At 54.2% G+C, this 22,090-nt stretch carries 22 protein-coding genes; 16 read left to right on the top strand and 6 right to left on the bottom strand.

The window, feature by feature from the left end:
• Positions 1-167 precede the first annotated feature (167 nt).
• On the top strand, positions 168-1,550 hold the full coding sequence (locus RS584_RS09555; protein WP_315749509.1) for an amino acid permease: 1,383 nt from the start codon (positions 168-170) through the stop codon (positions 1,548-1,550).
• Between the two features lie 39 nt (positions 1,551-1,589).
• Entirely contained in the window at positions 1,590-2,312 is a 723-nt protein-coding gene (gene folM / locus RS584_RS09550) for a dihydromonapterin reductase (protein ID WP_003857550.1), read from the top strand.
• On the opposite strand, the gene RS584_RS09545 is transcribed toward folM, so the two are convergent.
• The gene (locus RS584_RS09545) at positions 2,309-2,644 is read right to left on the bottom strand and encodes a GlpM family protein (RefSeq protein WP_032670034.1); all 336 of its coding nucleotides are present in this window, start codon (positions 2,642-2,644) and stop codon (positions 2,309-2,311) included. The two genes, folM and RS584_RS09545, sit on opposite strands and share 4 nt — an antisense overlap.
• A 127-nt stretch (positions 2,645-2,771) precedes the next feature.
• Here RS584_RS09545 and rstA point away from each other — a divergent pair, with 127 nt between their 5' ends.
• The 3 genes from rstA to RS584_RS09530 all read left to right on the top strand — a co-directional run bounded on the left by rstA (position 2,772) and on the right by RS584_RS09530 (position 4,904).
• On the top strand, positions 2,772-3,488 hold the full coding sequence (gene rstA, locus RS584_RS09540; RefSeq protein ID WP_015570649.1) for a two-component system response regulator RstA: 717 nt from the start codon (positions 2,772-2,774) through the stop codon (positions 3,486-3,488).
• A gap of 390 nt (positions 3,489-3,878) precedes the next feature.
• Positions 3,879-4,298: an anti-adapter protein IraM gene (gene iraM, locus RS584_RS09535; RefSeq protein ID WP_315749507.1), complete on the top strand. Its 420-nt coding sequence runs from the start codon at positions 3,879-3,881 to the stop codon at positions 4,296-4,298.
• Positions 4,299-4,685: 387 nt separating this feature from the next.
• On the top strand, positions 4,686-4,904 hold the full coding sequence (locus RS584_RS09530) for a cold shock domain-containing protein (RefSeq protein ID WP_017384577.1): 219 nt from the start codon (positions 4,686-4,688) through the stop codon (positions 4,902-4,904).
• A 161-nt stretch (positions 4,905-5,065) separates the two neighbouring features.
• On the opposite strand, the gene RS584_RS09525 is transcribed toward RS584_RS09530, so the two are convergent.
• A complete protein-coding gene (locus RS584_RS09525; protein WP_213083756.1) occupies positions 5,066-5,230 on the bottom strand; it encodes a YnfU family zinc-binding protein in 165 nt (54 codons plus the stop codon).
• Between the two features lie 152 nt (positions 5,231-5,382).
• Between RS584_RS09525 and RS584_RS09520 the strand changes: the two genes are divergently transcribed.
• The 3 genes from RS584_RS09520 to tus all read left to right on the top strand — a co-directional run bounded on the left by RS584_RS09520 (position 5,383) and on the right by tus (position 8,194).
• Positions 5,383-5,610 carry a hypothetical protein gene (locus RS584_RS09520; protein ID WP_315749504.1) on the top strand — a complete coding sequence of 76 codons (228 nt, stop codon included), beginning with the start codon at positions 5,383-5,385 and terminating at the stop codon, positions 5,608-5,610.
• A 281-nt stretch (positions 5,611-5,891) separates the two neighbouring features.
• Positions 5,892-7,190 carry a two-component system sensor histidine kinase RstB gene (gene rstB / locus RS584_RS09515; RefSeq protein ID WP_193042001.1) on the top strand — a complete coding sequence of 433 codons (1,299 nt, stop codon included), beginning with the start codon at positions 5,892-5,894 and terminating at the stop codon, positions 7,188-7,190.
• A 74-nt stretch (positions 7,191-7,264) separates the two neighbouring features.
• Positions 7,265-8,194: a DNA replication terminus site-binding protein gene (gene tus, locus RS584_RS09510; RefSeq protein WP_315749502.1), complete on the top strand. Its 930-nt coding sequence runs from the start codon at positions 7,265-7,267 to the stop codon at positions 8,192-8,194.
• On the opposite strand, the gene fumC is transcribed toward tus, so the two are convergent.
• The gene (gene fumC / locus RS584_RS09505) at positions 8,195-9,589 is read right to left on the bottom strand and encodes a class II fumarate hydratase (RefSeq protein WP_017693543.1); all 1,395 of its coding nucleotides are present in this window, start codon (positions 9,587-9,589) and stop codon (positions 8,195-8,197) included.
• Between the two features lie 182 nt (positions 9,590-9,771).
• On the bottom strand, positions 9,772-11,418 hold the full coding sequence (gene fumA, locus RS584_RS09500; RefSeq protein ID WP_315749500.1) for a class I fumarate hydratase FumA: 1,647 nt from the start codon (positions 11,416-11,418) through the stop codon (positions 9,772-9,774).
• Between the two features lie 199 nt (positions 11,419-11,617).
• On the opposite strand from fumA, the gene manA reads away from it, so the two are divergent.
• Both manA and RS584_RS09490 read left to right on the top strand, forming a co-directional pair.
• Positions 11,618-12,793 (top strand): mannose-6-phosphate isomerase, encoded by a 1,176-nt coding sequence (manA, locus tag RS584_RS09495; RefSeq protein ID WP_315749498.1) that lies wholly within the window; start codon positions 11,618-11,620, stop codon positions 12,791-12,793.
• 99 nt (positions 12,794-12,892) lie between these two features.
• The gene (locus tag RS584_RS09490) at positions 12,893-14,419 is read left to right on the top strand and encodes a YdgA family protein (RefSeq protein ID WP_315749496.1); all 1,527 of its coding nucleotides are present in this window, start codon (positions 12,893-12,895) and stop codon (positions 14,417-14,419) included.
• A gap of 101 nt (positions 14,420-14,520) precedes the next feature.
• Here RS584_RS09490 and RS584_RS09485 read toward each other — a convergent pair whose 3' ends face one another.
• The gene (locus tag RS584_RS09485; protein WP_017384586.1) at positions 14,521-15,549 is read right to left on the bottom strand and encodes a Mal regulon transcriptional regulator MalI; all 1,029 of its coding nucleotides are present in this window, start codon (positions 15,547-15,549) and stop codon (positions 14,521-14,523) included.
• Positions 15,550-15,728: 179 nt separating this feature from the next.
• Between RS584_RS09485 and malX the strand changes: the two genes are divergently transcribed.
• The 3 genes from malX (at position 15,729) to add (ending at position 19,638) form a co-directional block, all read left to right on the top strand.
• Positions 15,729-17,321, top strand: coding sequence for a maltose/glucose-specific PTS transporter subunit IIBC (gene malX, locus RS584_RS09480; protein WP_315749494.1), 1,593 nt, complete (start codon positions 15,729-15,731; stop codon positions 17,319-17,321).
• A 49-nt stretch (positions 17,322-17,370) separates the two neighbouring features.
• A complete protein-coding gene (locus RS584_RS09475) occupies positions 17,371-18,543 on the top strand; it encodes a MalY/PatB family protein (RefSeq protein ID WP_315749492.1) in 1,173 nt (390 codons plus the stop codon).
• 96 nt (positions 18,544-18,639) lie between these two features.
• Positions 18,640-19,638: an adenosine deaminase gene (gene add / locus RS584_RS09470; RefSeq protein WP_015570661.1), complete on the top strand. Its 999-nt coding sequence runs from the start codon at positions 18,640-18,642 to the stop codon at positions 19,636-19,638.
• A 56-nt stretch (positions 19,639-19,694) separates the two neighbouring features.
• On the opposite strand, the gene RS584_RS09465 is transcribed toward add, so the two are convergent.
• Positions 19,695-20,735 carry an oxidoreductase gene (locus tag RS584_RS09465; RefSeq protein ID WP_315749490.1) on the bottom strand — a complete coding sequence of 347 codons (1,041 nt, stop codon included), beginning with the start codon at positions 20,733-20,735 and terminating at the stop codon, positions 19,695-19,697.
• Between the two features lie 239 nt (positions 20,736-20,974).
• On the opposite strand from RS584_RS09465, the gene blr reads away from it, so the two are divergent.
• The 3 genes from blr (at position 20,975) to RS584_RS09450 (ending at position 22,071) form a co-directional block, all read left to right on the top strand.
• Complete coding sequence (gene blr, locus RS584_RS09460) at positions 20,975-21,100, top strand: division septum protein Blr (RefSeq protein WP_151884424.1); 126 nt, start codon at positions 20,975-20,977, stop codon at positions 21,098-21,100.
• 229 nt (positions 21,101-21,329) lie between these two features.
• On the top strand, positions 21,330-21,545 hold the full coding sequence (gene ydgT / locus RS584_RS09455) for a transcription modulator YdgT (RefSeq protein ID WP_000217941.1): 216 nt from the start codon (positions 21,330-21,332) through the stop codon (positions 21,543-21,545).
• An 85-nt stretch (positions 21,546-21,630) separates the two neighbouring features.
• Positions 21,631-22,071 carry a DUF2569 domain-containing protein gene (locus RS584_RS09450; protein WP_315749488.1) on the top strand — a complete coding sequence of 147 codons (441 nt, stop codon included), beginning with the start codon at positions 21,631-21,633 and terminating at the stop codon, positions 22,069-22,071.
• The last annotated feature ends 19 nt before the right edge of the window (positions 22,072-22,090 follow it).

Genomic DNA, 22,090 nt, shown 5'->3' with positions numbered 1-22,090 from the left:
GCGGCGCAGTGCCGCCTTTTTTGTTACTTTTTTTCTGATTTCTGCCACACGTCATTGCATGCACCCTTCACACTCCGTAAAATCCCGCGCCTTAGCGTGATCCACCATTTTTATGCGCCTTAGCGAAATAATTATTCTGGATTTGGACTTTTCATAACAGGAAGCCAATGGAAAAGAAACTTGGCCTGAGTGCTTTAACTGCACTTGTATTGAGCTCAATGCTGGGCGCGGGCGTATTCAGTTTGCCGCAGAACATGGCGGCCGTCGCCAGCCCGGCCGCATTACTGATTGGCTGGGGCATTACCGGTGTCGGGATTTTGCTGCTGGCGTTCGCCATGCTGCTGCTGACCCGTATCCGACCGGATCTGGACGGCGGAATATTCACTTACGCCCGGGAAGGTTTCGGCGAGCTGATCGGCTTCTGCTCCGCCTGGGGTTACTGGCTGTGCGCGGTGATCGCCAACGTCTCCTATCTGGTTATCGTCTTCTCGGCGCTCAGCTTCTTTACCGATACGCCCCAACTGCGCCTGTTTGGCGACGGCAATACCTGGCAGTCCATCGTCGGCGCCTCGGTCCTGCTGTGGATAGTTCACTGGCTGATTTTGCGTGGCGTCCAGACCGCAGCCAGCATTAACCTGGTGGCGACGCTGGCCAAGCTGGTGCCGCTTGGCCTGTTCGTCGTGCTGGCCTTCCTCGCCTTCCGTCTCGATGTCTTTACGCTCGATTTCAGCGGCATTGCGCTGGGCGTCCCCGTTTGGGAACAGGTGAAAAATACCATGCTGATCACCCTGTGGGTGTTCATCGGCGTTGAAGGTGCCGTCGTGGTCTCTGCCCGCGCGCGTAACAAGCGCGATGTGGGACGCGCCACGCTGCTGGCCGTACTGGCGGCGCTGGGCGTTTATCTGCTGGTGACGCTGCTGTCGCTCGGCGTGGTAGCTCGCCCTGAACTTGCGGAAATGCGTAACCCGTCCATGGCCGGGCTGATGGTGAAAATGTTGGGTCCCTGGGGGGACGTGATTATCGCGGCGGGTCTGATTGTTTCCGTTTGCGGCGCCTATCTGAGCTGGACCATTATGGCAGCGGAAGTCCCGTTCCTGGCCGCCACGCACAAAGCGTTCCCGCGCCTGTTTGCCCGTCAGAACAAAAACAGTGCGCCATCGGCCTCTCTGTGGCTCACCAACATCAGCGTGCAGGTCTGTCTGGTGCTGATCTGGCTCACAGGATCGGACTATAACACGCTGCTGACCATCGCCTCCGAGATGATTCTGGTACCCTATTTCTTAGTGGGCGCATATCTGTTAAAAATTGCGACCCGCCCGGCACACTATGCGGTAGGCGTCGGCGCCTGTATTTACGGTCTATGGTTGTTGTATGCTTCCGGACCGATGCATCTGCTGCTGTCCGTGGTGCTCTACGCGCCGGGCCTGCTGGTGTTTATCTACGCTCGCCGTACACATCAGCTTGATAATGCCCTTAAGCGCCGCGAAATGGCATTGATAGGTTTGCTGTTAGTCGCTGCCGTACCGGCAACGTGGATGTTAATGGGATAGCGCCGCCTGTCCCATTGTTGAACTGAAAAGGAGATTACGATGGGACACACGCAGCAACGCCCAATATTGATCACTGGCGCTGGCCGTCGCATTGGCCTCGCCCTCGCCCATCACTTTCTCAATCTTCGCCATCCGGTTATCGTCAGTTACCGCACAGAATATCCTTCCATTGAAGGGCTACGAAATGCCGGAGCAGTCTGCATTCAGGCGGATTTCTCCACAGATGAAGGTATTCTCGCCTTCGCGGACAAAGTGAAGTCGACCACCCACGGACTGCGAGCGGTTATTCACAACGCCAGTACCTGGCTTCCCGAAAAAGCAGGACATTCACTCAGCGAAACGCTCGCCTGCATGATGCAGATCCACGTTAATGCACCTTATCTTCTCAACCATGCCCTACAGGATCTGCTGCGCGGACACGGCCATGCCGCAGGCGACATTATCCATTTCACCGATTACGTGGTGGAACGAGGAAGCGACAAACACATCGCCTATGCGGCCAGCAAAGCCGCGCTGGATAATATGACCCGCTCTTTCGCACGCAAGCTGGCGCCCGAGGTAAAGGTCAACGCGATTGCTCCAGCGATGATTTTATTTAACGAAGGCGATGATGCCGAGTATCGTCAGCAGGCGCTCAATAAGTCGCTAATGAAAATTGCGCCCGGCGAGAAAGAGGTGATCGACCTGATCGATTATCTGCTGACCAGCTGTTACGTCACGGGCCGAACGTTTGCCGTGGATGGTGGCCGCCCGCTGCGCTAGTGAAAGCGGCTCCAGAAGAAGATGAGCACCCAGGCGCTGAGGCTCCAGCAGACCACCGCCCCGCCCAGCGCCAGGGGCAGACGCAGAAAACCGGTGAAGTACCACAGCGACAGCAGGTAAATAAAATACGGGATGATCGACCACATCCCGAACACAATGGTGGCGCGCAGCGCCTCAATGCCCCGCTCAGAGGCCACAATATAGTGCGCGATTAACGCAAAGGTGGGAAACAGCGGGATCAGCCCGGCAATGTAGTAGTTCTTCGTTTTAGCCAGCACCCCAATCAGCAGCACGACCAGCGCACCCAGCGCGGCTTTTATCACCAGCCCCATTATTTTCCCTTAACAATCAAATAACATTCCCGTGCAGGATAACGGAACTCCGGCTAATTTTGAAAGATTAATGGAAGGTTAAGGTTGCGCGGTGTATGTTGACGTTTTTCGCGATGACAGACGTTGTATGAATAAGATTGTTTATGTTGAAGATGAACCCGAGGTGGGGCAATTAATCGCCGCTTATCTGGGTAAACATGATATGGAAGTGGTTGTCGAACCTCGTGGCGATCGCGCTGAAGACGTCGTCAACCGCGAAAATCCGGATCTGGTGTTGCTGGACATCATGCTGCCCGGGAAAGATGGTATGACGCTCTGCCGGGATCTGCGCGCGAAGTGGGACGGCCCGATCGTGCTGCTGACCTCTCTCGACAGCGATATGAATCATATTCTGTCGCTTGAGATGGGCGCAAACGACTACATCCTGAAAACCACGCCGCCGGCGGTTCTGCTAGCCCGTTTGCGCCTCCATCTGCGTCAGCGTGCCAGCGCTGAGCGTGAAGCGCCTGCGCCCTCTTTAACGCCGCATAAAGCGATGCGTTTCGGCACACTTTCTATCGACCCGGTCAACCGACAGGTTATGCTTTCCGGGGAGCTGATTGCGCTCTCAACCGCAGATTTTGACCTGCTATGGGAGCTGGCAACCCATGCCGGACAAATTATGGACCGGGATGCATTACTGAAAAATCTGCGCGGCGTAAGTTACGACGGAATGGATCGTAGCGTTGATGTGGCGATTTCACGACTGCGTAAAAAACTGTTGGATAACGCCACGGAACCTTACCGCATCAAAACCGTACGCAATAAGGGCTATCTGTTTGCACCGCACGCCTGGGAAACCTGAAAAAGGAGCAAACAGGAATATTCGAAAAATAACTGACGATGCATCGGAATTGTTATCGGGGTTCGTCGAAAGTTATCGATTATATGCATCGTCAGTTATGAAATATCCCCTGGTCTGATTCCTCTCTCCAGTTCTATTTCGATGTGCATTTTTCGCGTAAACAAAAGTAGCGCTAATGTATTTGATTGCTATAGTACAATATATATTCAGCAGAGCAGGCACCATCATCGATCAAAAATCCGTCACTTAAATGCACATTAGGCTAAAAATGATCTTTACAATTGACTTAATCATTATCTTATCCTTATGAAAACAAAGGGGATAATGGCGAACATATAAATAATATCGATCTTTTTCAATAGCTTACGTGTTTGCAGAAATCTAATTCTCATGCTAAACCTTATACTCTCTCAATTATTTAATGAAAGAGGTGTAGCAATGTCATGGAGAGTCATTAGCTCGGTAATTTGTCCTAACACGGGAATCGTTTATTCAAGCATCTTGGGACTCAAGTTCTTGAAACTCATCATTTGGTATGAAAGCGATGTCTATTTGTACCCCGGTGACAGGATATATCCGACAAAAAATGGCGTCTTCATAAATGGTATTTTCAAGCCTATATCGATATACAACATATCACCTTACAACGAAATGTTGTGGAGTGAAATTAAAAACAAGATGGCCTGCCCATACAATCGAAACCAGCACGAGGAGATATGCACTTACGCGGTGCATTGCAACGCGCGGAAATGCCCGCATGGGTTTGCCACCAACCCACTGATTGTCAGCACAGGTAAATCCAGACATTAGCGAAAATCGGAAATATTGAGATCAACATAATTAATATTTCTGCTGCACCGCCTTTGTCCGGATAAATCTCCGTGACTACAGCCCAAATGCTCCTGTGGGGACATTTGGGCTGTAGTCACGCCTGGCAACTCTGGCTTCTTGTACCAAATTAATTTTTATCGTGCAATTTTAAGCAAGCCATCCGGAAGGCTAAAATAAAAATTGCTAATTAACCCTGCCCGTGCATTAATGGTCTCGTTAGTCCGATCCAATAATAGTTGGACAAGTTGCATGACAATTCTCATAACCAGGCGCTATCGCTGATATCCCCTCCTTTTGAGTCCACACCTTAGCATTATATGTTTATTAGCTTTTATATCACTTCGGAAATGTTCAAATGGAGTCTTTATGTCATCAAAAATTTTAGGTCTGGTTAAGTGGTTTAAGGAAGATAAAGGCTTTGGTTTTATCTCCCCTGTAGATGGCAGCAAAGATGTTTTCGTGCATTTCTCTGCCCTTCAGGGAGAGAACTTCAAAACACTTTTTGAAGGTCAGAAAGTCGAATTTATCATCGTAAGCGGCGATAAAGGCCCTGCTGCTGCGAATGTAACGCTTTGCGATAAATAATATCAGCACACAGCCGCGTTGACGATGATGTTGCTTCTGGCTCGTGGACTGCACAAGCAGTCTACAATCCGATGCTAACTGCTTGTAAATCATTAAAGTGTTATTGAGGTCAGGCGGCCGCGAAAAACATCGTCTCTTCCACTTCTTGTATGAGTATTTCTTCAGAGACGCTGAGAGGATTTAAACAAAGCGCTACAGTAGGGACAGACAAGTTGGGCCCCCTTTTGTATGCGAGTGAAACTGTGCTCTGACTCTTTAGCGCAGTTTGGACATGAACATTTGACTAAATAATTGCGACGAAGTTGCGAGTTTTTACGTCCCGACATAGGCTGCTCCTGAATGAAAAGGATTGCCACCATACACGTTAAGGCAGGATATTGCTTGCTTTTATTTCCCAAAGCGCGCAAAAAAATGGAAAGGAGCCACGCTTCTGGAACATTCTTACCTTGCACAATCACAAAGAGATATAGAGTGATATATGAAAAAGGTGATCGTTTTTTTTAATGCCAACCCCAGCAAAGTCATTATCGTGCTTAAGGGCATAATGTCTGTACGCCAGACATATCCAGATGGTGAAGACATTAATCTTCAGATCATGACTGCAAGCTTTCCGTCGTTGACGGGAGATCATAATTCTATCTATGTTGCTTCAGACAGAGAACTTACCTCTCAGGAAATATCTGATGCTGCCAAACAATATTTATAATATTTTCTGTCACTAGTCCGGTTAACAACACAGCATTTATTTCACTCAGAATGAGAAAAATTACAATCCATCATTATTAGTGCCTGCAAAATGCAGGCTTTTTTACGACATTGCCCTTTAAATTTAACGATTCCGCATAATCGTGCTGTTCACTTTGCTCCCTCTGTTTCCGAAGAAAGTGTATCATCAACCTTCTTCACTCCTGTGGTGATATGGATGTCCACGCAGGGCTGACGAAGTAAAGCCAGGTTCTTAATTGATTGATTTAGCGGTGCTATCCAATGAAAAAGCTGTTTGTACAGTTTTATCTCCTGCTGTTTGTCTGCTTTCTGGTGATGACCATGCTGGTCGGGCTGGTCTACAAATTCACCGCAGAGCGCGCGGGCAGGCAATCCCTGGACGATCTGATGAAAAGCTCGCTCTACCTGATGCGTAGCGAGCTGCGAGAAATTCCTCCTCATGACTGGGCGCGCACGTTAAAAGAGCTGGATCTGAATCTGTCGTTTGATTTGCGTATCGAACCCATGAAGGATTTTGACTTAGCGCCGCCTGCGATGCAGCGTCTGCGCGACGGAGACATCGTCGCACTGGACGAGAAATATACCTTCATTCAGCGTATTCCACGCAGCCATTATGTTCTGGCCGTCGGGCCAGTGCCCTATCTCTATTACCTGCACCAGATGCGCCTGCTGGATCTCGCTCTGCTGGGCTTTATTGCCATTTCGCTCGCTTTACCTGTGTTCATCTGGATGCGACCGCACTGGCAGGACATGCTGAAACTGGAATCCGCCGCACAGCGTTTTGGGGAGGGTCATTTAACTGAACGAATACATTTCGACAGCGGTTCCAGTTTTGACCGGCTCGGTATTGCCTTCAACCAGATGGCCGATAACATTAATGCCCTGATTGCCAGCAAGAAGCAGCTGATCGATGGCATTGCGCATGAACTGCGCACTCCGCTGGTACGCCTGCGTTATCGCCTGGAGATGAGCGAGAACCTCACCAGTGCGGAATCGCAGGCGCTCAATCGGGATATTGGCCAGCTTGAAGCGCTGATTGAAGAGCTGCTCACCTATGCCCGCCTCGATCGGCCTCAGACGGAGTTGCACCTCAGTACACCGGATCTCCCCGTCTGGCTACAGACGCATATTAACGATGTGCAGAGCGTTAACCCTCAGCGAAAACTGCTGACAGCCATTACCCCCGGCGCGTACGGCGCACTGGACATGCGGCTGATGGAACGCGTGCTGGATAATCTGATGAACAACGCCATGCGCTACAGCGAAACGACGCTGCGCATAGGTTTAGATTTGCAGGGAAGCCAGGCGATTCTGTGTGTGGAAGACGATGGCCCCGGCATTGAGCCGGCGGAGCGTGAAAAAGTTTTTGAGCCGTTTGTGCGCCTCGATCCCAGCCGCGATCGGGCTACCGGCGGCTGTGGTCTGGGGCTGGCAATTGTCCGTTCTATTGCCCAGGCGATGGGCGGTTCGGTTCGCTGCGAAGCGAGCGAGCTGGGTGGGGCCCGGTTCGTCTTTAGCTGGCCGATCTATCACAATATTCCCCTTCCCGTACCTGCCTGACCTAAACCGCACGCTGGCCTGACCCGGCGTGTTGTGCTATATCAAAAGTATGTTGTAACTAATTAAGGGCTGCCATGGCAACTTACGATCTCATCGAAAGGCTTAACACCACATTTCGGGAAATAGAGCAGGCGTTACTGACCCTCACGGGGCAACTTCAGGACTGCCGCCTGCTGGCCGCCCGCGTCTTTTCTCTGCCCGAGGTGGCGAAAGGTGCGGAGCACGACCCGCTGAACACCATTGAGGTGTCGCAGCATATTGGCAAGGCGGCGCTGGAAATGACGTTACAGCACTATCGTCGCCTTTTTATCCAGCAGCAGTCCGAAAATCGCAGCAGTAAGGCCGCCGTTCGCCTGCCCGGCGTCATCTGTCTGCAAACGGATGCCGCAACGCGTGAAGGAATTGAGGCGCAGATTACGCGTATCAATACGCTGAAAGCCGCCTTTGAGAAGATTGTAACCGTTGAGTCCGGGCTGGCGCCGGCTGCCCGTTTTGAATGGGTGCATCGCCAGCTTCCGGGGCTGATCACCCTGAATGCTTACCGCACGCTGACGGTACTGCGCCACCCCGCCACGCTGCGCTTCGGCTGGGCCAACAAGCACATCATTAAAAATTTCACGCGCGATGAGATCCTCGCTCAGCTGGAGAAAAGCCTGAAATCGCCGCGAACGGTCGCCCCGTGGTCGCGGGAACAGTGGATTGAACGGCTGGAGCAGGAGTACCACAGCATTGCCTCCCTGCCAGCTGATACCCGTCTTAAAATAAAGCGTCCGGTGAAGGTACAGCCTATCGCCCGCGTCTGGTACGCCGGACAACAAAAGCAGGTGCAATACGCCTGCCCGACGCCGCTGATTGCGCTCTACGATGCCGATCAGGGTGCGGTGGTGCCGGATATCGGGGAACTGCTGAATTACGATGCTGAAAACGTTCAGCATCGCTATAAACCCCAGGCGCAGCCGCTACAGCTGATTATTCCGCGGCTGCACCTGTATGTGGCGCAGTGATTATCTGAGGCTGCCCACCATCGCTTCCGGGCGGACCCAGGCATCAAACTCGGCGTCCGTCAGGTAGCCCAGCGCCAGCGCAGAGGCTTTCAGGGTAAGCCCCTCTTTGTGCGCTTTTTTAGCGATTTCGGCCGCTTTGTCATAACCAATATGGGTGTTCAGCGCCGTTACCAGCATCAGAGACTCATTCAGCAGCTGGCTGATTCGCTCGCGATTAGGCTCAATGCCCACCGCGCAGTGCTCGTTAAAGCTCTCCATGCCATCGGCCAGCAGACGAATCGATTGCAGTACGTTGTGGATCACCATCGGGCGATAGACGTTAAGCTCGAAGTTACCCGACGCGCCGCCCATGTTAACCGCCACGTCATTACCCATCACCTGACAGCACAGCATGGTCATGGCTTCGCACTGCGTCGGGTTCACTTTGCCCGGCATAATGGAGCTGCCCGGCTCGTTTTCCGGAATGCTGATTTCGCCGATGCCGCAGCGCGGGCCGGAGGCCAGCCAGCGCACGTCGTTGGCAATTTTCATCAGCGAGGCCGCCAGCCCTTTCAGCGCGCCATGGGTATGCACCAGCGCATCACAGGTCGCCAGCGCTTCGAATTTATTCGGAGCGGTAACAAACGGCTGCCCGGTGATCTTCGCCAGCTCTTCGGCCACGCGCACCGCGTACTCGGGATGGGTGTTTAAGCCAGTGCCCACCGCCGTCCCGCCGAGCGCCAGCTCCGCCAGATGCGGCAGGCTGTTGTCGATATGCTTAAGGTTGTGCTCCAGCATTGCCACCCAGCCGGAGATCTCCTGACCAAGCGTCAGCGGCGTGGCGTCCTGAAGGTGCGTACGACCAATTTTAACGATGTCGCGGAAGGCCTGCGCTTTCTCGTTAAGCGTAGATTTAAGCACGTTGAGCTGCGGGATAAGCTGCTCGCGGATTGCGATGACGGCCGCCACGTGCATGGCCGTCGGGAACACGTCGTTGGAACTCTGGCTTTTGTTCACGTCATCGTTCGGGTGGACCTTGCGCTCCATGCCGCGCACGCCGCCAAGAAGCTCGCTTGCGCGGTTCGCCAGCACCTCGTTCATGTTCATGTTGCTCTGGGTGCCTGAGCCGGTCTGCCAGATGGCAAGGGGGAATTCGTCGGGATGTTTGCCCGCCAGCACTTCGTCGGCGGCATTGATGATGGCGGTGGCTTTATCGGCATCCAGCAGGCCCAGATCCTGATTGACTTTGGCGGCAGCGCGTTTGGTCAACGCCAGCGCCTGGATTAGCGAGACGGGCATTTTCTCTGTCGAAATGCGGAAATGCTCCAGCGAACGCTGGGTTTGTGCGCCCCATAGCTTGTCGGCCGGGACGTCGATGGCGCCCATGGAGTCTTTCTCGCGGCGATGCATTGTCATTACTTACTCCTTGATAACAAAGATGGGATTGCTCACATGCTTAAGAGATAAGTATTGATGACTTCTGAGAAACGTTATGGCGCTTTGTGCGCTCTTTTTGATGTCGGGTGGCGGCTGCGCCTTACCCGACCTACGAGAATGCAGGCCGGGTAAGCGTCAGCGCCACCCGGCAATTTACAGAATTACTTCACACACGCCGAACACTGGGAAGACTGGATCTGTTTGAAGAAGTCGTTACCTTTGTCATCCACGAGGATGAACGCCGGGAAGTCTTCCACTTCAATTTTCCAGATCGCTTCCATACCCAGTTCCGGGTACTCCACGCACTCCAGGCTCTTGATACTGCCCTGCGCCAGCACCGCTGCCGGGCCGCCTATGCTGCCGAGGTAGAAGCCGCCGTGCTTGTGGCACGCGTCCGTCACCTGCTGGCTGCGGTTGCCTTTCGCCAGCATGATCATGCTGCCGCCGTTGGCCTGCAACTGGTCGACGTAGGAGTCCATACGGCCCGCTGTGGTTGGGCCTAACGAGCCGGAAGCATACCCGTCAGGCGTTTTTGCCGGGCCTGCGTAGTAGATCGGGTGATCTTTAATGTACTGCGGCAGCCCTTCGCCGTTGTCCAGGCGCTCTTTCAGCTTCGCATGGGCGATGTCGCGGCCCACGATAATCGTCCCGTTCAGGGAAAGGCGCGTTGAAACCGGATACTGCGAAAGCTGCGCGAGGATCTCTTTCATCGGACGATTCAGGTCCACGCGAACCGCTTCCCCCTCGCCCGCTTTACGCAGTTCTTCAGGAATATATTTGCCCGGGTTGTTCTCCAGCTTCTCGATCCAGATGCCGTCGCGGTTGATCTTCGCCTTGATGTTGCGATCCGCCGAGCATGAGACGCCCATGCCCACCGGACAGGAAGCACCGTGGCGCGGCAGGCGGATCACGCGAATGTCATGCGCGAAGTATTTGCCGCCAAACTGCGCGCCCAGGCCCAGATTCTGCGCTTCGGCCAGCAGTTCCTGCTCAAGCTGCTCGTCCCGGAACGCCTGACCATGTTCGTTACCTTCCGCTGGCAGGCCATCGTAGTATTTGGTTGAGGCCAGCTTAACGGTTTTCAGGGTGCTTTCGGCAGACGTACCGCCAATCACAAACGCGATATGGTACGGCGGGCAGGCCGCGGTGCCGAGGGTGCGCATCTTCTCGACCAGATAATTCTTCAGCTTGCCCGGGGTAAGCAGCGCTTTGGTTTCCTGGTAAAGATAGGTTTTGTTGGCTGAACCGCCACCTTTGGCGATGCAGAGGAATTTGTACTCGTCACCGTCGACGCTGTAGAGGTCAATCTGCGCAGGCAGGTTGGTGCCGGTGTTCACCTCTTTGTACATATCCAGCGCCGCGTTTTGCGAATAGCGCAGGTTGTCTTCGGTGTAGGTATTGTAAACGCCGCGCGCCAGCGCCGCTTCGTCACCGCCGCCAGTCCAGACGCGCTGGCCTTTTTTACCGGTGATAATCGCCGTGCCAGTGTCCTGGCAGGTCGGCAGAATGCCTTTCGCCGCGATATCAGAGTTACGCAGGAATTGCAGGGCAACGTACTTATCGTTCTCACTGGCTTCCGGGTCGCTCAGGATATCAGCAACCTGCTGCTGATGCGCCGGACGGAGCATAAAGGAAGCATCATGGAAGGCTTGCTGCGCCAGCAACGTCAGCGCCTGCGGGTCAACTTTGAGGATCTCCTGCCCTTCAAACTCAGAGACAGAAACGTAATCGCGGGTTAACAGGTAATACTCGGTCCGATCCTGACTGAGGGGGAAAGGATCCTGATAATGGAAGGGTTTATTCGACATTGTTCTCTCACTTACTGCTTCGGTCTGTTTATTCAGGGCAGATGTTCCGCTGCCCGGCTTAAAAGCGAGTCAGCTTATCCTACACAATTTTTTAACAAAAACTGAGACTAGTACGACTTTTTACATCCGCAGGTTACTTCCATTCGGTTTATTGCTTTAATACGCGGAGTTAATTCCACATATGAATCAGGGCTTGATAATGCAAAAACTCATCAACTCAGTGCAAAACTACGCCTGGGGAAGTAAAACTGCGTTAACGGATCTCTACGGTATCGCCAACCCGGACAACCTGCCGATGGCAGAGCTGTGGATGGGCGCGCATCCGAAGAGCAGCTCAAAAATTGAAGATGCCAGCGGCCAGGTTCGCAGCCTGCGTGACGTCATCGACGCCGACAAAGCCGCACTGCTCGGCGATAAAGTGGCGAATCGTTTTGGTGAGCTGCCGTTTCTGTTCAAGGTATTGTGCGCCGACCAGCCGCTCTCCATTCAGGTTCACCCGAACAAAAAAGCCTCTGAGCTGGGCTTTGCCAAAGAAAATGCCGCCGGTATTCCGTTAGACGCCGCAGAGCGTAACTACAAAGATCCTAACCACAAGCCAGAACTGGTTTTCGCCCTTACCCCTTTCCTGGCGATGAATGCCTTCCGCGAGTTTTCCGAAATCATCTCCCTGCTGCAACCTGTCGCCGGGGCTCACAACGCGATCGCCCATTTCCTGGAAAACCCGAACGCAGAAGCCTTGAGCGAGCTGTTTGCCAGCCTGCTGAATATGCAGGCCGAGGAAAAATCCCACGCGCTGGCGGTGCTGAAAGCCGCGCTGAACAGCCAGCAGGGTGAGCCATGGGACACCATTCGCGTAATTTCCGCGTTTTATCCGGACGACAGCGGCCTCTTCTCTCCGCTGCTGCTGAACGTGGTGAAGCTCAACCCGGGCGAAGCGATGTTCCTGTTCGCTGAAACCCCGCACGCCTACCTGAACGGCGTGGCACTGGAGGTGATGGCTAACTCCGATAACGTACTGCGCGCGGGCCTGACGCCAAAATACATCGACATCCCTGAGCTGGTTGCCAACGTTAAGTTCGTGGCAAAACCTGCTGCGGAGCTGCTTACTCAGCCGGTGAAAAACGGCGCAGAGCTGGACTTCCCGATTCCGGTTGACGATTTTGCCTTCTCGCTGCACGACCTCAGCGCAGGCGAAACCGCCATTGCACAGGAGAGCGCCGCGATCCTGTTCTGTGTAGAAGGCGAAGCGACGTTGCATAAAGATAGCGAGCGTCTGGTGCTTAAACCGGGTGAATCCGCCTTTGTCGCGGCAAACGAGTCGCCTGTCCGGGTGAGCGGCACCGGTCGCCTGGCGCGTGTTTTTAATAAGCTTTAGGGACTTACTGAATTTTTTAACAACTCTTGCTAAGCTAGTAACAGGCGTTGTAACACCAGGCGGTTTTAACCGCCTGGTTTCATTTTAGGGATAATCGCAATGAAAAAATCGGTCGTAGCGGTAGGAGTGATTGTTGCTTTAGGCGTGATCTGGACGGGTGCTTCCTGGTATACCGGGAAACAGCTGGAAAGCCGTCTGGCAGAGATGATGGCGCAGGCAAACAGCGAGATTAAGCGCAGCGCGCCTGAAGCAGGTCTGGAGCTGAGCTATCAGAACTACCAGCGTGGCGTGTTTACCAGCCATATGCAGGTGGTGGTGAAGCCGGTTGCGGGTAATCAGAACGCCTGGCTGAAACCGGGCCAGAGTGTGGTGCTGGATGAAGTGGTCAGCCACGGTCCGTTCCCGCTGGCGCAGTTGAAAAAGTTTAACCTGATCCCCTCTATGGCATCCGCCAGAACCGTACTGGTGAACAACGAGGTGACGAAGCCGATTTTCGATATGGCGAAAAATGAGTCGCCGTTTGAGATCAATACCCGCATCAGCTATGCCGGTGATACGCATTCCGACATCGACCTGAAAGCCCTGAATTACGAACAAGGCACCGACAAAGTCGCCTTCAGCGGCGGTAATTTCCAGCTTGATGCCGATCGCGACGGCAAGAATGTCTCACTGACCGGCGATGCCGCCAGCGGCCTGGTGAATTCAGTCAATGAATATAACCAGAAGGTTCAGCTTACCTTCAACAACCTGAAAGCCAGCGGCAATAGCCGTATGACCGATTTTGATGAGCGTATCGGCGACCAGAAACTGAGCCTCGATAAGATCGCCATTGCGATCGAAGGTAAAGAGATGGCGGTGCTTGAAGGCATGGATCTGGACGGTAAGTCTGACGTGTCCAAAGACGGTAAAAGCATCAACACCCAGCTGGATTACAGCCTGAAAAGCCTGAAAGTACAGAATCAGGATCTGGGTACCGGTAAGCTGTCTCTGAAAATCGGCAACATTGACGGCCAGGCGTGGCATGAATTCAGTCAGAAATACAGTAAAGAGAGCCAGGCTCTGCTGACCGATGCCGCCCTGCAACAGAACCCGCAGGCGTACCAGCAGCAGGCGATGACGGTGCTGTTTAATAACCTGCCGATCCTGCTGAAGGGCGAGCCGGTGATTACCGTTGCGCCACTGAGCTGGAAAAACGGCAAAGGCGAAACCAACTTCAACCTGTCGCTGTTCCTGAAGGATCCGGCCGCTGCGACCGACGAACCGCAGACCCTGGCGCAGGAAGTTGACCGCAGCGTGAAATCGCTCGACAGCAAGCTGACCATCCCGATGGATATGGCGACCGAGTTCATGACGCAGATTGCGAAACTTGAAGGGTATGGTGAAGAAGATGCAGGGAAACTGGCAAACCAACAGGTGAAAGGCCTGGCGGCGATGGGCCAGATGTTCCGCATCACGAAGGTGGAAGACAACACCATTTCCACCAGCCTGCAATATGCTAATGGCCAGGTGACGCTCAACGGCGACAAAATGCCGCTGGAAGAGTTTGTCGGTATGTTTGGTATGCCGACGCTGGGCATTCCGGCACCGGCTGAACCGGCAGCGCCGCCGGCAGTACCGCAGCAGTAAACGAAAAACCCCTCGCATGAGGGGTTTTTTATTGCCGGGTGGCGCTGACGCTTACCCGGCCTCCGATCCTGAGTCGTTGTAGGCCCGTGGAAGCAAAGCGTTTACTTCACCGTCACTAACCGCGCAGCCACAATCTGATGCCCGGCCTGCACGTCCGTATTTTCAATGCGCTGCATGATCCTGTCTGCCAGGGTGTACCCCATTTCACGAGCCGGCGTCGTCGCCCAGACGATGGGGAGATCGTCTAATGCATTTTCACCGACATCCGCAAACGCCCCCAGCGCCACCTGATGGCCGAAGAACGTTTCTACCCCGCCCTCACCGCTCTGGCGTCCGGCGCGGATCAAACCGAACCACGCCCCCATCGCAATGACGTCGTTATAGCAAATCACCGCGCTGATCGTCGGGCTGTTGCGAAGCAGCGTGCCGATGGCTTCCGCGGCTTTTTTCTGGCTGGATTCACACTCCACCACCCATTCGCTGTGAAACGGCAGACCGTATTTGATGAGCGTGGAGCAGTAACCGCCCACCCGCTCGGCACGCGTCAGGGACGAGCTTTTACCGCCGAGCCAGGCGATGCGCTGATGGCCGCGATGAATAAGATGCTCGGTCAGCATTTGCGCGGCCTGCATGTTATCCGGCCGAAGGGTATCGGCTTCGTCGAGATAGCTGGCGCGCGACGCAAACACCAGCGGTACGCCTTTCTGCGCCGCGCGCTCACACAATTCACTGCCCACGCCGGACGCGCCGGCCACGATCACCCCATCCACCCCTTGCGTCAGCAGCATATCCAGCCTGGAGAGCAGCTGCTCCGGTTCGCGCCCACCGTGGAGCAGGAAAACCATTCGCCCCTGTGCTTCAAGCGCCTCGGTAAGCCCGGCGGTCAGTTCTGCATAAAACGGCGACGTGAGGTCGCGAACGATCAGCCCTATCACCCCGCTTTGTCCACCGCGCAGCGCCGACGCCTGGCGATTACGCACAAAGCCCAGTTGCTCAACGGCCTCGTTGACGCGCTGACCCGTTGCAGGAGAGATGCGCCCCTTCCCGCTTAATACCAGCGAAACGGTGCTGACGGAAACCCCCGCCGCCAGCGCGACATCGTTGATGGTGATCTTTTTCGCTACAGCCATGTGGTGGCGTGACTCCTTGATAATGAGATCGCTAAAACGTTTTATCAATACGTTATCTTTATACTACCAGTAAAAGCCTGAGAATGTGATTTAGCGCGCACTAAAGTTTGATAAAACGTTTTATCTTCTCGCCCCATCGAGGTCGTTAAATCTCTTTCTACCATTTAAGGAGTCGTTTTATGACGACGAAAGCAGCACAGAAAATATCGCTGTGGGAGTTTTTCCAGCAACTGGGTAAAACCTTTATGCTGCCCGTGGCACTTCTCTCTTTTTGCGGGATCATGCTGGGGATCGGCAGCTCGTTAAGCAGCCACGACGTCATTACCCTGATCCCTTTCCTCGGAAATCCGGTACTTCAGGCGATCTTCATCTGGATGAGCAAGGTCGGCTCTTTTGCCTTTAGCTTCCTGCCGGTAATGTTCTGTATCGCCATTCCTCTGGGTCTGGCGCGCGAAAACAAAGGCGTGGCGGCGTTTGCGGGCTTCGTTGGCTATGCGGTGATGAACCTTGCGGTTAACTTCTGGCTGACTGCCAAAGGGATCCTGCCGACGACCGACGCGGCAGTACTGAAAGCCAATAACATTCAGAGCGTGCTCGGTATTCAGTCCATCGATACCGGGATCCTTGGAGCCGTGATCGCGGGGGTGATTATCTGGATGCTGCACGAGCGCTTCCACAACATCCGCCTGCCCGATGCGCTGGCCTTCTTCGGCGGGACCCGCTTTGTGCCAATCATTACGCTGGTTGTGATGGGTCTGTTTGGTCTGATCATCCCTCTGATTTGGCCGATTTTTGCCATGGGGATCACCGGTATCGGCCGCATTATCAACGGCGCGGGTGATTTCGGCCCGATGATTTTCGGTACGGGTGAACGTCTGCTGCTGCCATTTGGTTTACAGCACATCCTGGTTGCCCTGATCCGCTTTACGGAAGCCGGCGGCACCATGGACGTTTGCGGTCATTCCGTTAGCGGCGCGCTGACCATCTTCCAGGCCCAGCTGAGCTGCCCGGCCACTCACGGCTTCTCTGAAAGTGCGACGCGTTTCCTCTCTCAGGGTAAAATGCCTGCCTTCCTCGGCGGCCTGCCGGGCGCAGCGCTGGCGATGTACCACTGTGCCCGTCCGGAAAATCGTCATAAAATTAAAGGTCTGCTGATCTCCGGCGTTATTGCCTGCGTGGTGGGCGGTACGACAGAACCTATCGAATTCCTGTTCCTGTTCGTAGCGCCGGTACTGTACCTCATCCACGCCGTACTGACGGGCCTGGGCTTTACCGTGATGGCTGTGCTCGGTGTGACCATCGGTAACACCGACGGTAACGTGATTGACTTCGTGGTCTTCGGTATCCTGCACGGCCTGTCCACCAAGTGGTATCTGGTGCCGGTTGTGGCCGCCATCTGGTTCGCGGTTTACTATGGGATCTTCCGCTTCGCCATCACCCGCTTTAACCTGAAAACGCCTGGCCGCGATACCGATACGGCCACCAGCGTTGAACAGGCGGTAGCCGGTACCGTTGGGAAATCCGGATATAACACGCCGGCTATTCTGGCGGCGCTGGGCGGTGCGGATAACATTACCTCTCTGGATAACTGCATCACCCGCCTGCGTTTGTCGGTGGCGGACATGTCCAAAGTGGATACCAACGCACTTAAAGCTAACCGGGCTATCGGCGTGGTACAGTTAAATCAACACAATTTGCAGGTCGTCATTGGCCCGCAGGTACAGTCAGTGAAGGATGAGCTGGCAACCCTGATGCGAACCGTCGAAGCCTGATGCCTCGCCCCCCTCGTCATGAGGGGGTTTTACTTTACGGAGCACCGTCATGTTTGATTTTTCAACCGTCGTGGATCGACACGGCACCTGGTGTACCCAGTGGGATTATGTCGCTGACCGTTTTGGCGCCGCCGACCTGCTGCCCTTCACCATCTCTGATATGGATTTCGCCACTGCCCCCTGCATTACCGATGCGCTGCACCAGCGAATAAACCACGGGGTGTTTGGCTACAGTCGCTGGAAAAATGACGAATTTCTGGCCGCCGTGGCGCACTGGTTCCGGCAACGCTTTAACAGTCAGATTGATACCGAAACCGTGGTGTATGGGCCGTCGGTCATTTATATGGTCTCGGAGCTGATCCGCCTCTGGTCCTCGCCTGGCGACGGCGTGGTGGTTCATACCCCGGCTTACGATGCCTTTTATAAAGCCATCGACGGCAACCAGCGTACCGTTGTTTCCGTGCCGATGCAGAAAACAGCGCATGGCTGGGAGGGCAATATGGCCGCGCTGGAAGCGGCGCTGTCAAAACCGGAAAACAAGGTGCTGCTGCTGTGTAGCCCGCAAAACCCGACCGGCAAAGTCTGGACGCGGGAGGAGCTGACCACAATGGCGGCCCTGTGTGAACGTTATGACGTAGCGGTGATCAGCGACGAAATTCATATGGACATGGTATGGGGCACGCATCGTCATACCCCGTGGAATGAGGTTGCGCGCGGTAAATGGGCGCTGCTGACCTCGGGTTCCAAAAGCTTCAACATTCCGGCGCTGACGGGTGCCTGGGGGCTTATCGCCGATGACGCCAGCCGTAACGCCTATCTGAATGCATTAAAAGGTCGGGACGGACTCTCTTCCCCTTCCGTGCTGGCGCTGACCGCGCACATTGCTGCCTACCGACAGGGAGAACCCTGGCTGGACGCGCTGCGGACCTATCTCGAAGAAAACCTGCGCTACATTGCTGACGAACTGAATACTGCATTTCCGGCACTCAACTGGCAACCGCCCGAGGCCACCTATCTGGCATGGATCGATCTCAGCCCGCTTGGCATTGATGACAATACGCTGCAAAACGTGCTGATTGATCAGCAAAAAGTGGCCATCATGCCGGGATATACCTATGGGGATGAAGGTAAAGGGTATGTGCGTCTGAACGCTGGCTGTCCGCGTAGTAAGCTTGAACAGGGCGTTCAACGCCTTATCGCCGGCATCAACACTCTGCTGTAAATCATTTGCGCAACGGAATATTCCCTTGCGCAAATAGCTTTTTACCCCGTTTTGTTTTTATAATATGGCGCACTTTAACCAGCAAAGAGTGCGACCATGATTGATACACGCCTGCCTTTAACTGATATTCACCGCCACCTCGACGGAAACATTCGTGCCCAAACCATTCTCGATCTTGGTCGCCAGTTCAATTTAACCCTCCCTGCCGAAACGCTTGAAACCCTGATCCCGCATGTTCAGGTCACGTCGAACGAACCGGATCTGGTGAGTTTTCTGAGCAAGCTCGACTGGGGCGTGAAGATGCTCGCCTCGGTCGATGCCTGTCGCCGTGTCGCCTTTGAAAACATCGAAGATGCCGCGCGTAACGGCCTGCACTATGTTGAACTGCGTTTCTCCCCGGGCTATATGGCGATGACCCACAACCTCCCCGTAGCGGGCGTGGTTGAAGCGGTCATTGAAGGCGTGCGCGAAGGCTGCAAAACCTTTGACGTTCAGGCGCGTTTGATCGGCATTATGAGCCGTACCTTCGGTGAAGCGGCCTGTCTTCAGGAACTGGAAGCATTACTGGCGCATCGCGACCAGATCACCGCCATCGACCTGGCCGGTGACGAGCTGGGCTTCCCGGGCAGTCTGTTCCTGTCTCATTTCAACCGCGCACGTGATGCAGGATGGCATATTACCGTTCATGCGGGGGAAGCCGCGGGGCCGGAAAGCATCTGGCAGGCCATTCGTGAGCTGGGTGCGGAACGTATAGGTCATGGCGTGAAAGCCATTGAAGATCGCGCGCTGATGGATTTCCTCGCCGAACAACGTATTGGAATCGAATCCTGCCTGACCTCCAATATTCAGACCAGTACAGTGGCGTCGCTGGCGCAACACCCGCTGAAAACCTTCCTCGAACACGGGGTGCTGGCTTCGCTGAACACGGACGATCCGGCGGTTCAGGGCGTGGATATTATTCACGAATACAACATCGCCGCACCACAGGCCGGGCTGAGCCGCGAGCAGATCCGTCAGGCGCAAATCAACGGGCTGGAGATCGCCTTCCTGACGCCTGAAGAGAAACAGGCGCTGCGCGATAAAGTTGCTCAGTAGTCCTCTTTACTGCCGGGTGGCGCTGCGCTTACCCGGCCTACGAAAGCGTTTGGCACTTATGCCAGACAGAGCGTTGCACGATGTTTGGCAGATTCGATCCCCAGCTCGATGAGCTCCATAATCTGGATTGCCTGGCTTGCGGGAACCGGATTTTCACCTGAACCGTTCAGCGCGTCACGAATTGCGGCGTAATACGCCGGATAGTTCCCCGGCAGGGTCAATACCGTCTCTTCAACCAGTACCTCACCCTCCGCACGCGTCACCACCCCATCCCGCATGTCGTAGCCCCAGTCCTCCTGCGGTAAGCATTCGCCATTTTTGAGGCGCTCTTCCTGCGGATCCAGGCCGAACTTCACATAGCTGCCGCGCGCCCCGTGAATGATATAGCGCGCCGATTCCGCCGCCGCAAGAATTGTCCCGTGCAGCACAATGCGCCGCTGCGGATAACTCAAAATGGCATGGAAATAGTCGGTGGTCTGCGCCCCCGGCCTGAGCTGCGCTAAATCGACCGTCATGCTCACGGGCAAACCAAACAGATGAACGGCCTGATCGAGAAGATGCGGCGCTAAGTCATACCAGATGCCGCTACCCGGTCCCGCCTGCTCGCGCCAGCGATCTCGCACCTGCGGACGATAACGATCGAAGTGCGACTCAAAAAAGGCAATTTCACCGAGCGTACCTTCGTTTATCAGCGCTTTGACCGTCAGGAAATCGCTGTCCCAGCGCCGGTTGTGAAAGACCGACAATAACTGACCCAGGCTTCGCGCCAGCGCATCCAGCTCGCGCGCCTGTGACAACGTCACGGTGAAGGGCTTATCGACAACAACATGTTTCCCTGCCTCCAGCGCCGCTTTCGCCAGGGGGAAATGAGTGTCGTTAGGGGTAGGAATGACAATAAGGTCAATATTAGGATCGTTAAACAGATGCTTAGGCTCCGTTACCACCGGCACGGCTGGCCAGTCGGCGTGGACCTTAGTCTCATCGCTGCTTGTGATAGCCGCCAGTTCCATTCCCGGCGTGCCGACAACCAGCGGTGCATGAAAGGTTTTACTTGCGTACCCGTAGCCAATAAGACCGACGCGGATGTTTTCACTCATCGTGTGCCCCCTCGCTGTGCGCTTATTTATCACTGGCCTTGTGCTTAACGCACACATTAATAATGTGCCCTGTGCGCTAAAATAGCATCTCGCGACAGCGTTTTTTGTTACCTCGCATTAAAGTGTGCATGTGGGTCCGGGGAATCGTTCCCAAAGCACTTGCTCTGGCGAAAAGGGCGCTGTAACATTTGTAATCTGTATTTATGGATAAATTACAAACACAAATTATGTCGTCAATAATTAATCGAATCATTGAATTAGCGGGATGGATTGTCCTTGGCGTTTCAGTCGTGTTGCTCGGCATTGCCAGCCATATCGATAACTACCAGCCGCCGGAGCCTGTTACTGTCGCACAACAAAAGTAAGCCGCATCGTCATAAAGCGTGACACATTACGTCATGGAACGTATTGCCAGCCGTAATGAACGGGGTTACCCTTCTCTTCCAGGCATCTGCTGATGCCTGATTCTTCGCAAAGAAAACTCCTAATTTCGTCGCGTTACCCGAGTGGACAGTTTACGTCTTTATTAATCCGTTTATTATTCGAACGCATTACCTTTATGGGTATTACCCTTTTATATGGAAACTTATTAATATGACAGTTCAGGACTATTTATTAAAATTTCGCAAGATCAATTCCCTTGAAAGCCTGGAAAAACTGTTTGACCATCTGAACTACACGCTGTCGGATAATCAGGACATCATCAACATGTACCGCGCTGCGGACCATCGTCGCGCCGAACTGGTCTCTGGCGGTCGTCTGTTCAATGTTGGGGAAGTGCCTAAATCCGTATGGCGTTACGTTGTATAAGTAAGTAGCCTTCGGCGTGAAATGTTATATACTCTCCGCCCTGCAAATTTCTGTATAACATTTCGCGCAGACTATGGGAGAGCGTATGACCGCATTGCCTGGAGAGAGGATTGGGGGCTGGTTAATCGCCCCGCTGGCATGGCTGCTGGTGGCATTATTAAGCGCTTCGCTGGCGCTGTTGCTTTACACCACTGCACTGGTTACGCCTCATGCTATCCAGACACTGATGTCCCAGAGGGCGCTCAATATTGCGACGTGGTTTGTGTCGTTCGTTTTCGCGATCGCGATGTGGTACTACACGCTGTGGCTGACCATCGCCTTCTTCAAACGCCGCAAAAGCGTGCCAAAACATTACATTATCTGGCTGCTGGTCTCCGTGCTGCTGGCCGTCAAAGCATTCGCTTTCTCGCCGGTCTCTGACGCACTGGCGGTTAGACAGTTACTGTTTCCGCTACTGGCGACGGCGCTTCTGGTCCCTTATTTCAAGCGTTCGACGCGCGTTAAAAAGACCTTCGTTAACCCGTAATAACCTTACAGTTAACCTG

Source organism: Enterobacter sp. DTU_2021_1002640_1_SI_PRY_ASU_LCPMC_013 (assembly GCF_032389435.1).
Lineage (GTDB): Bacteria > Pseudomonadota > Gammaproteobacteria > Enterobacterales > Enterobacteriaceae > Enterobacter > Enterobacter hormaechei_C.
Note: the sequence above shows the minus strand (reverse complement) of the source record. Positions and strands in the feature narration are given on the sequence as shown.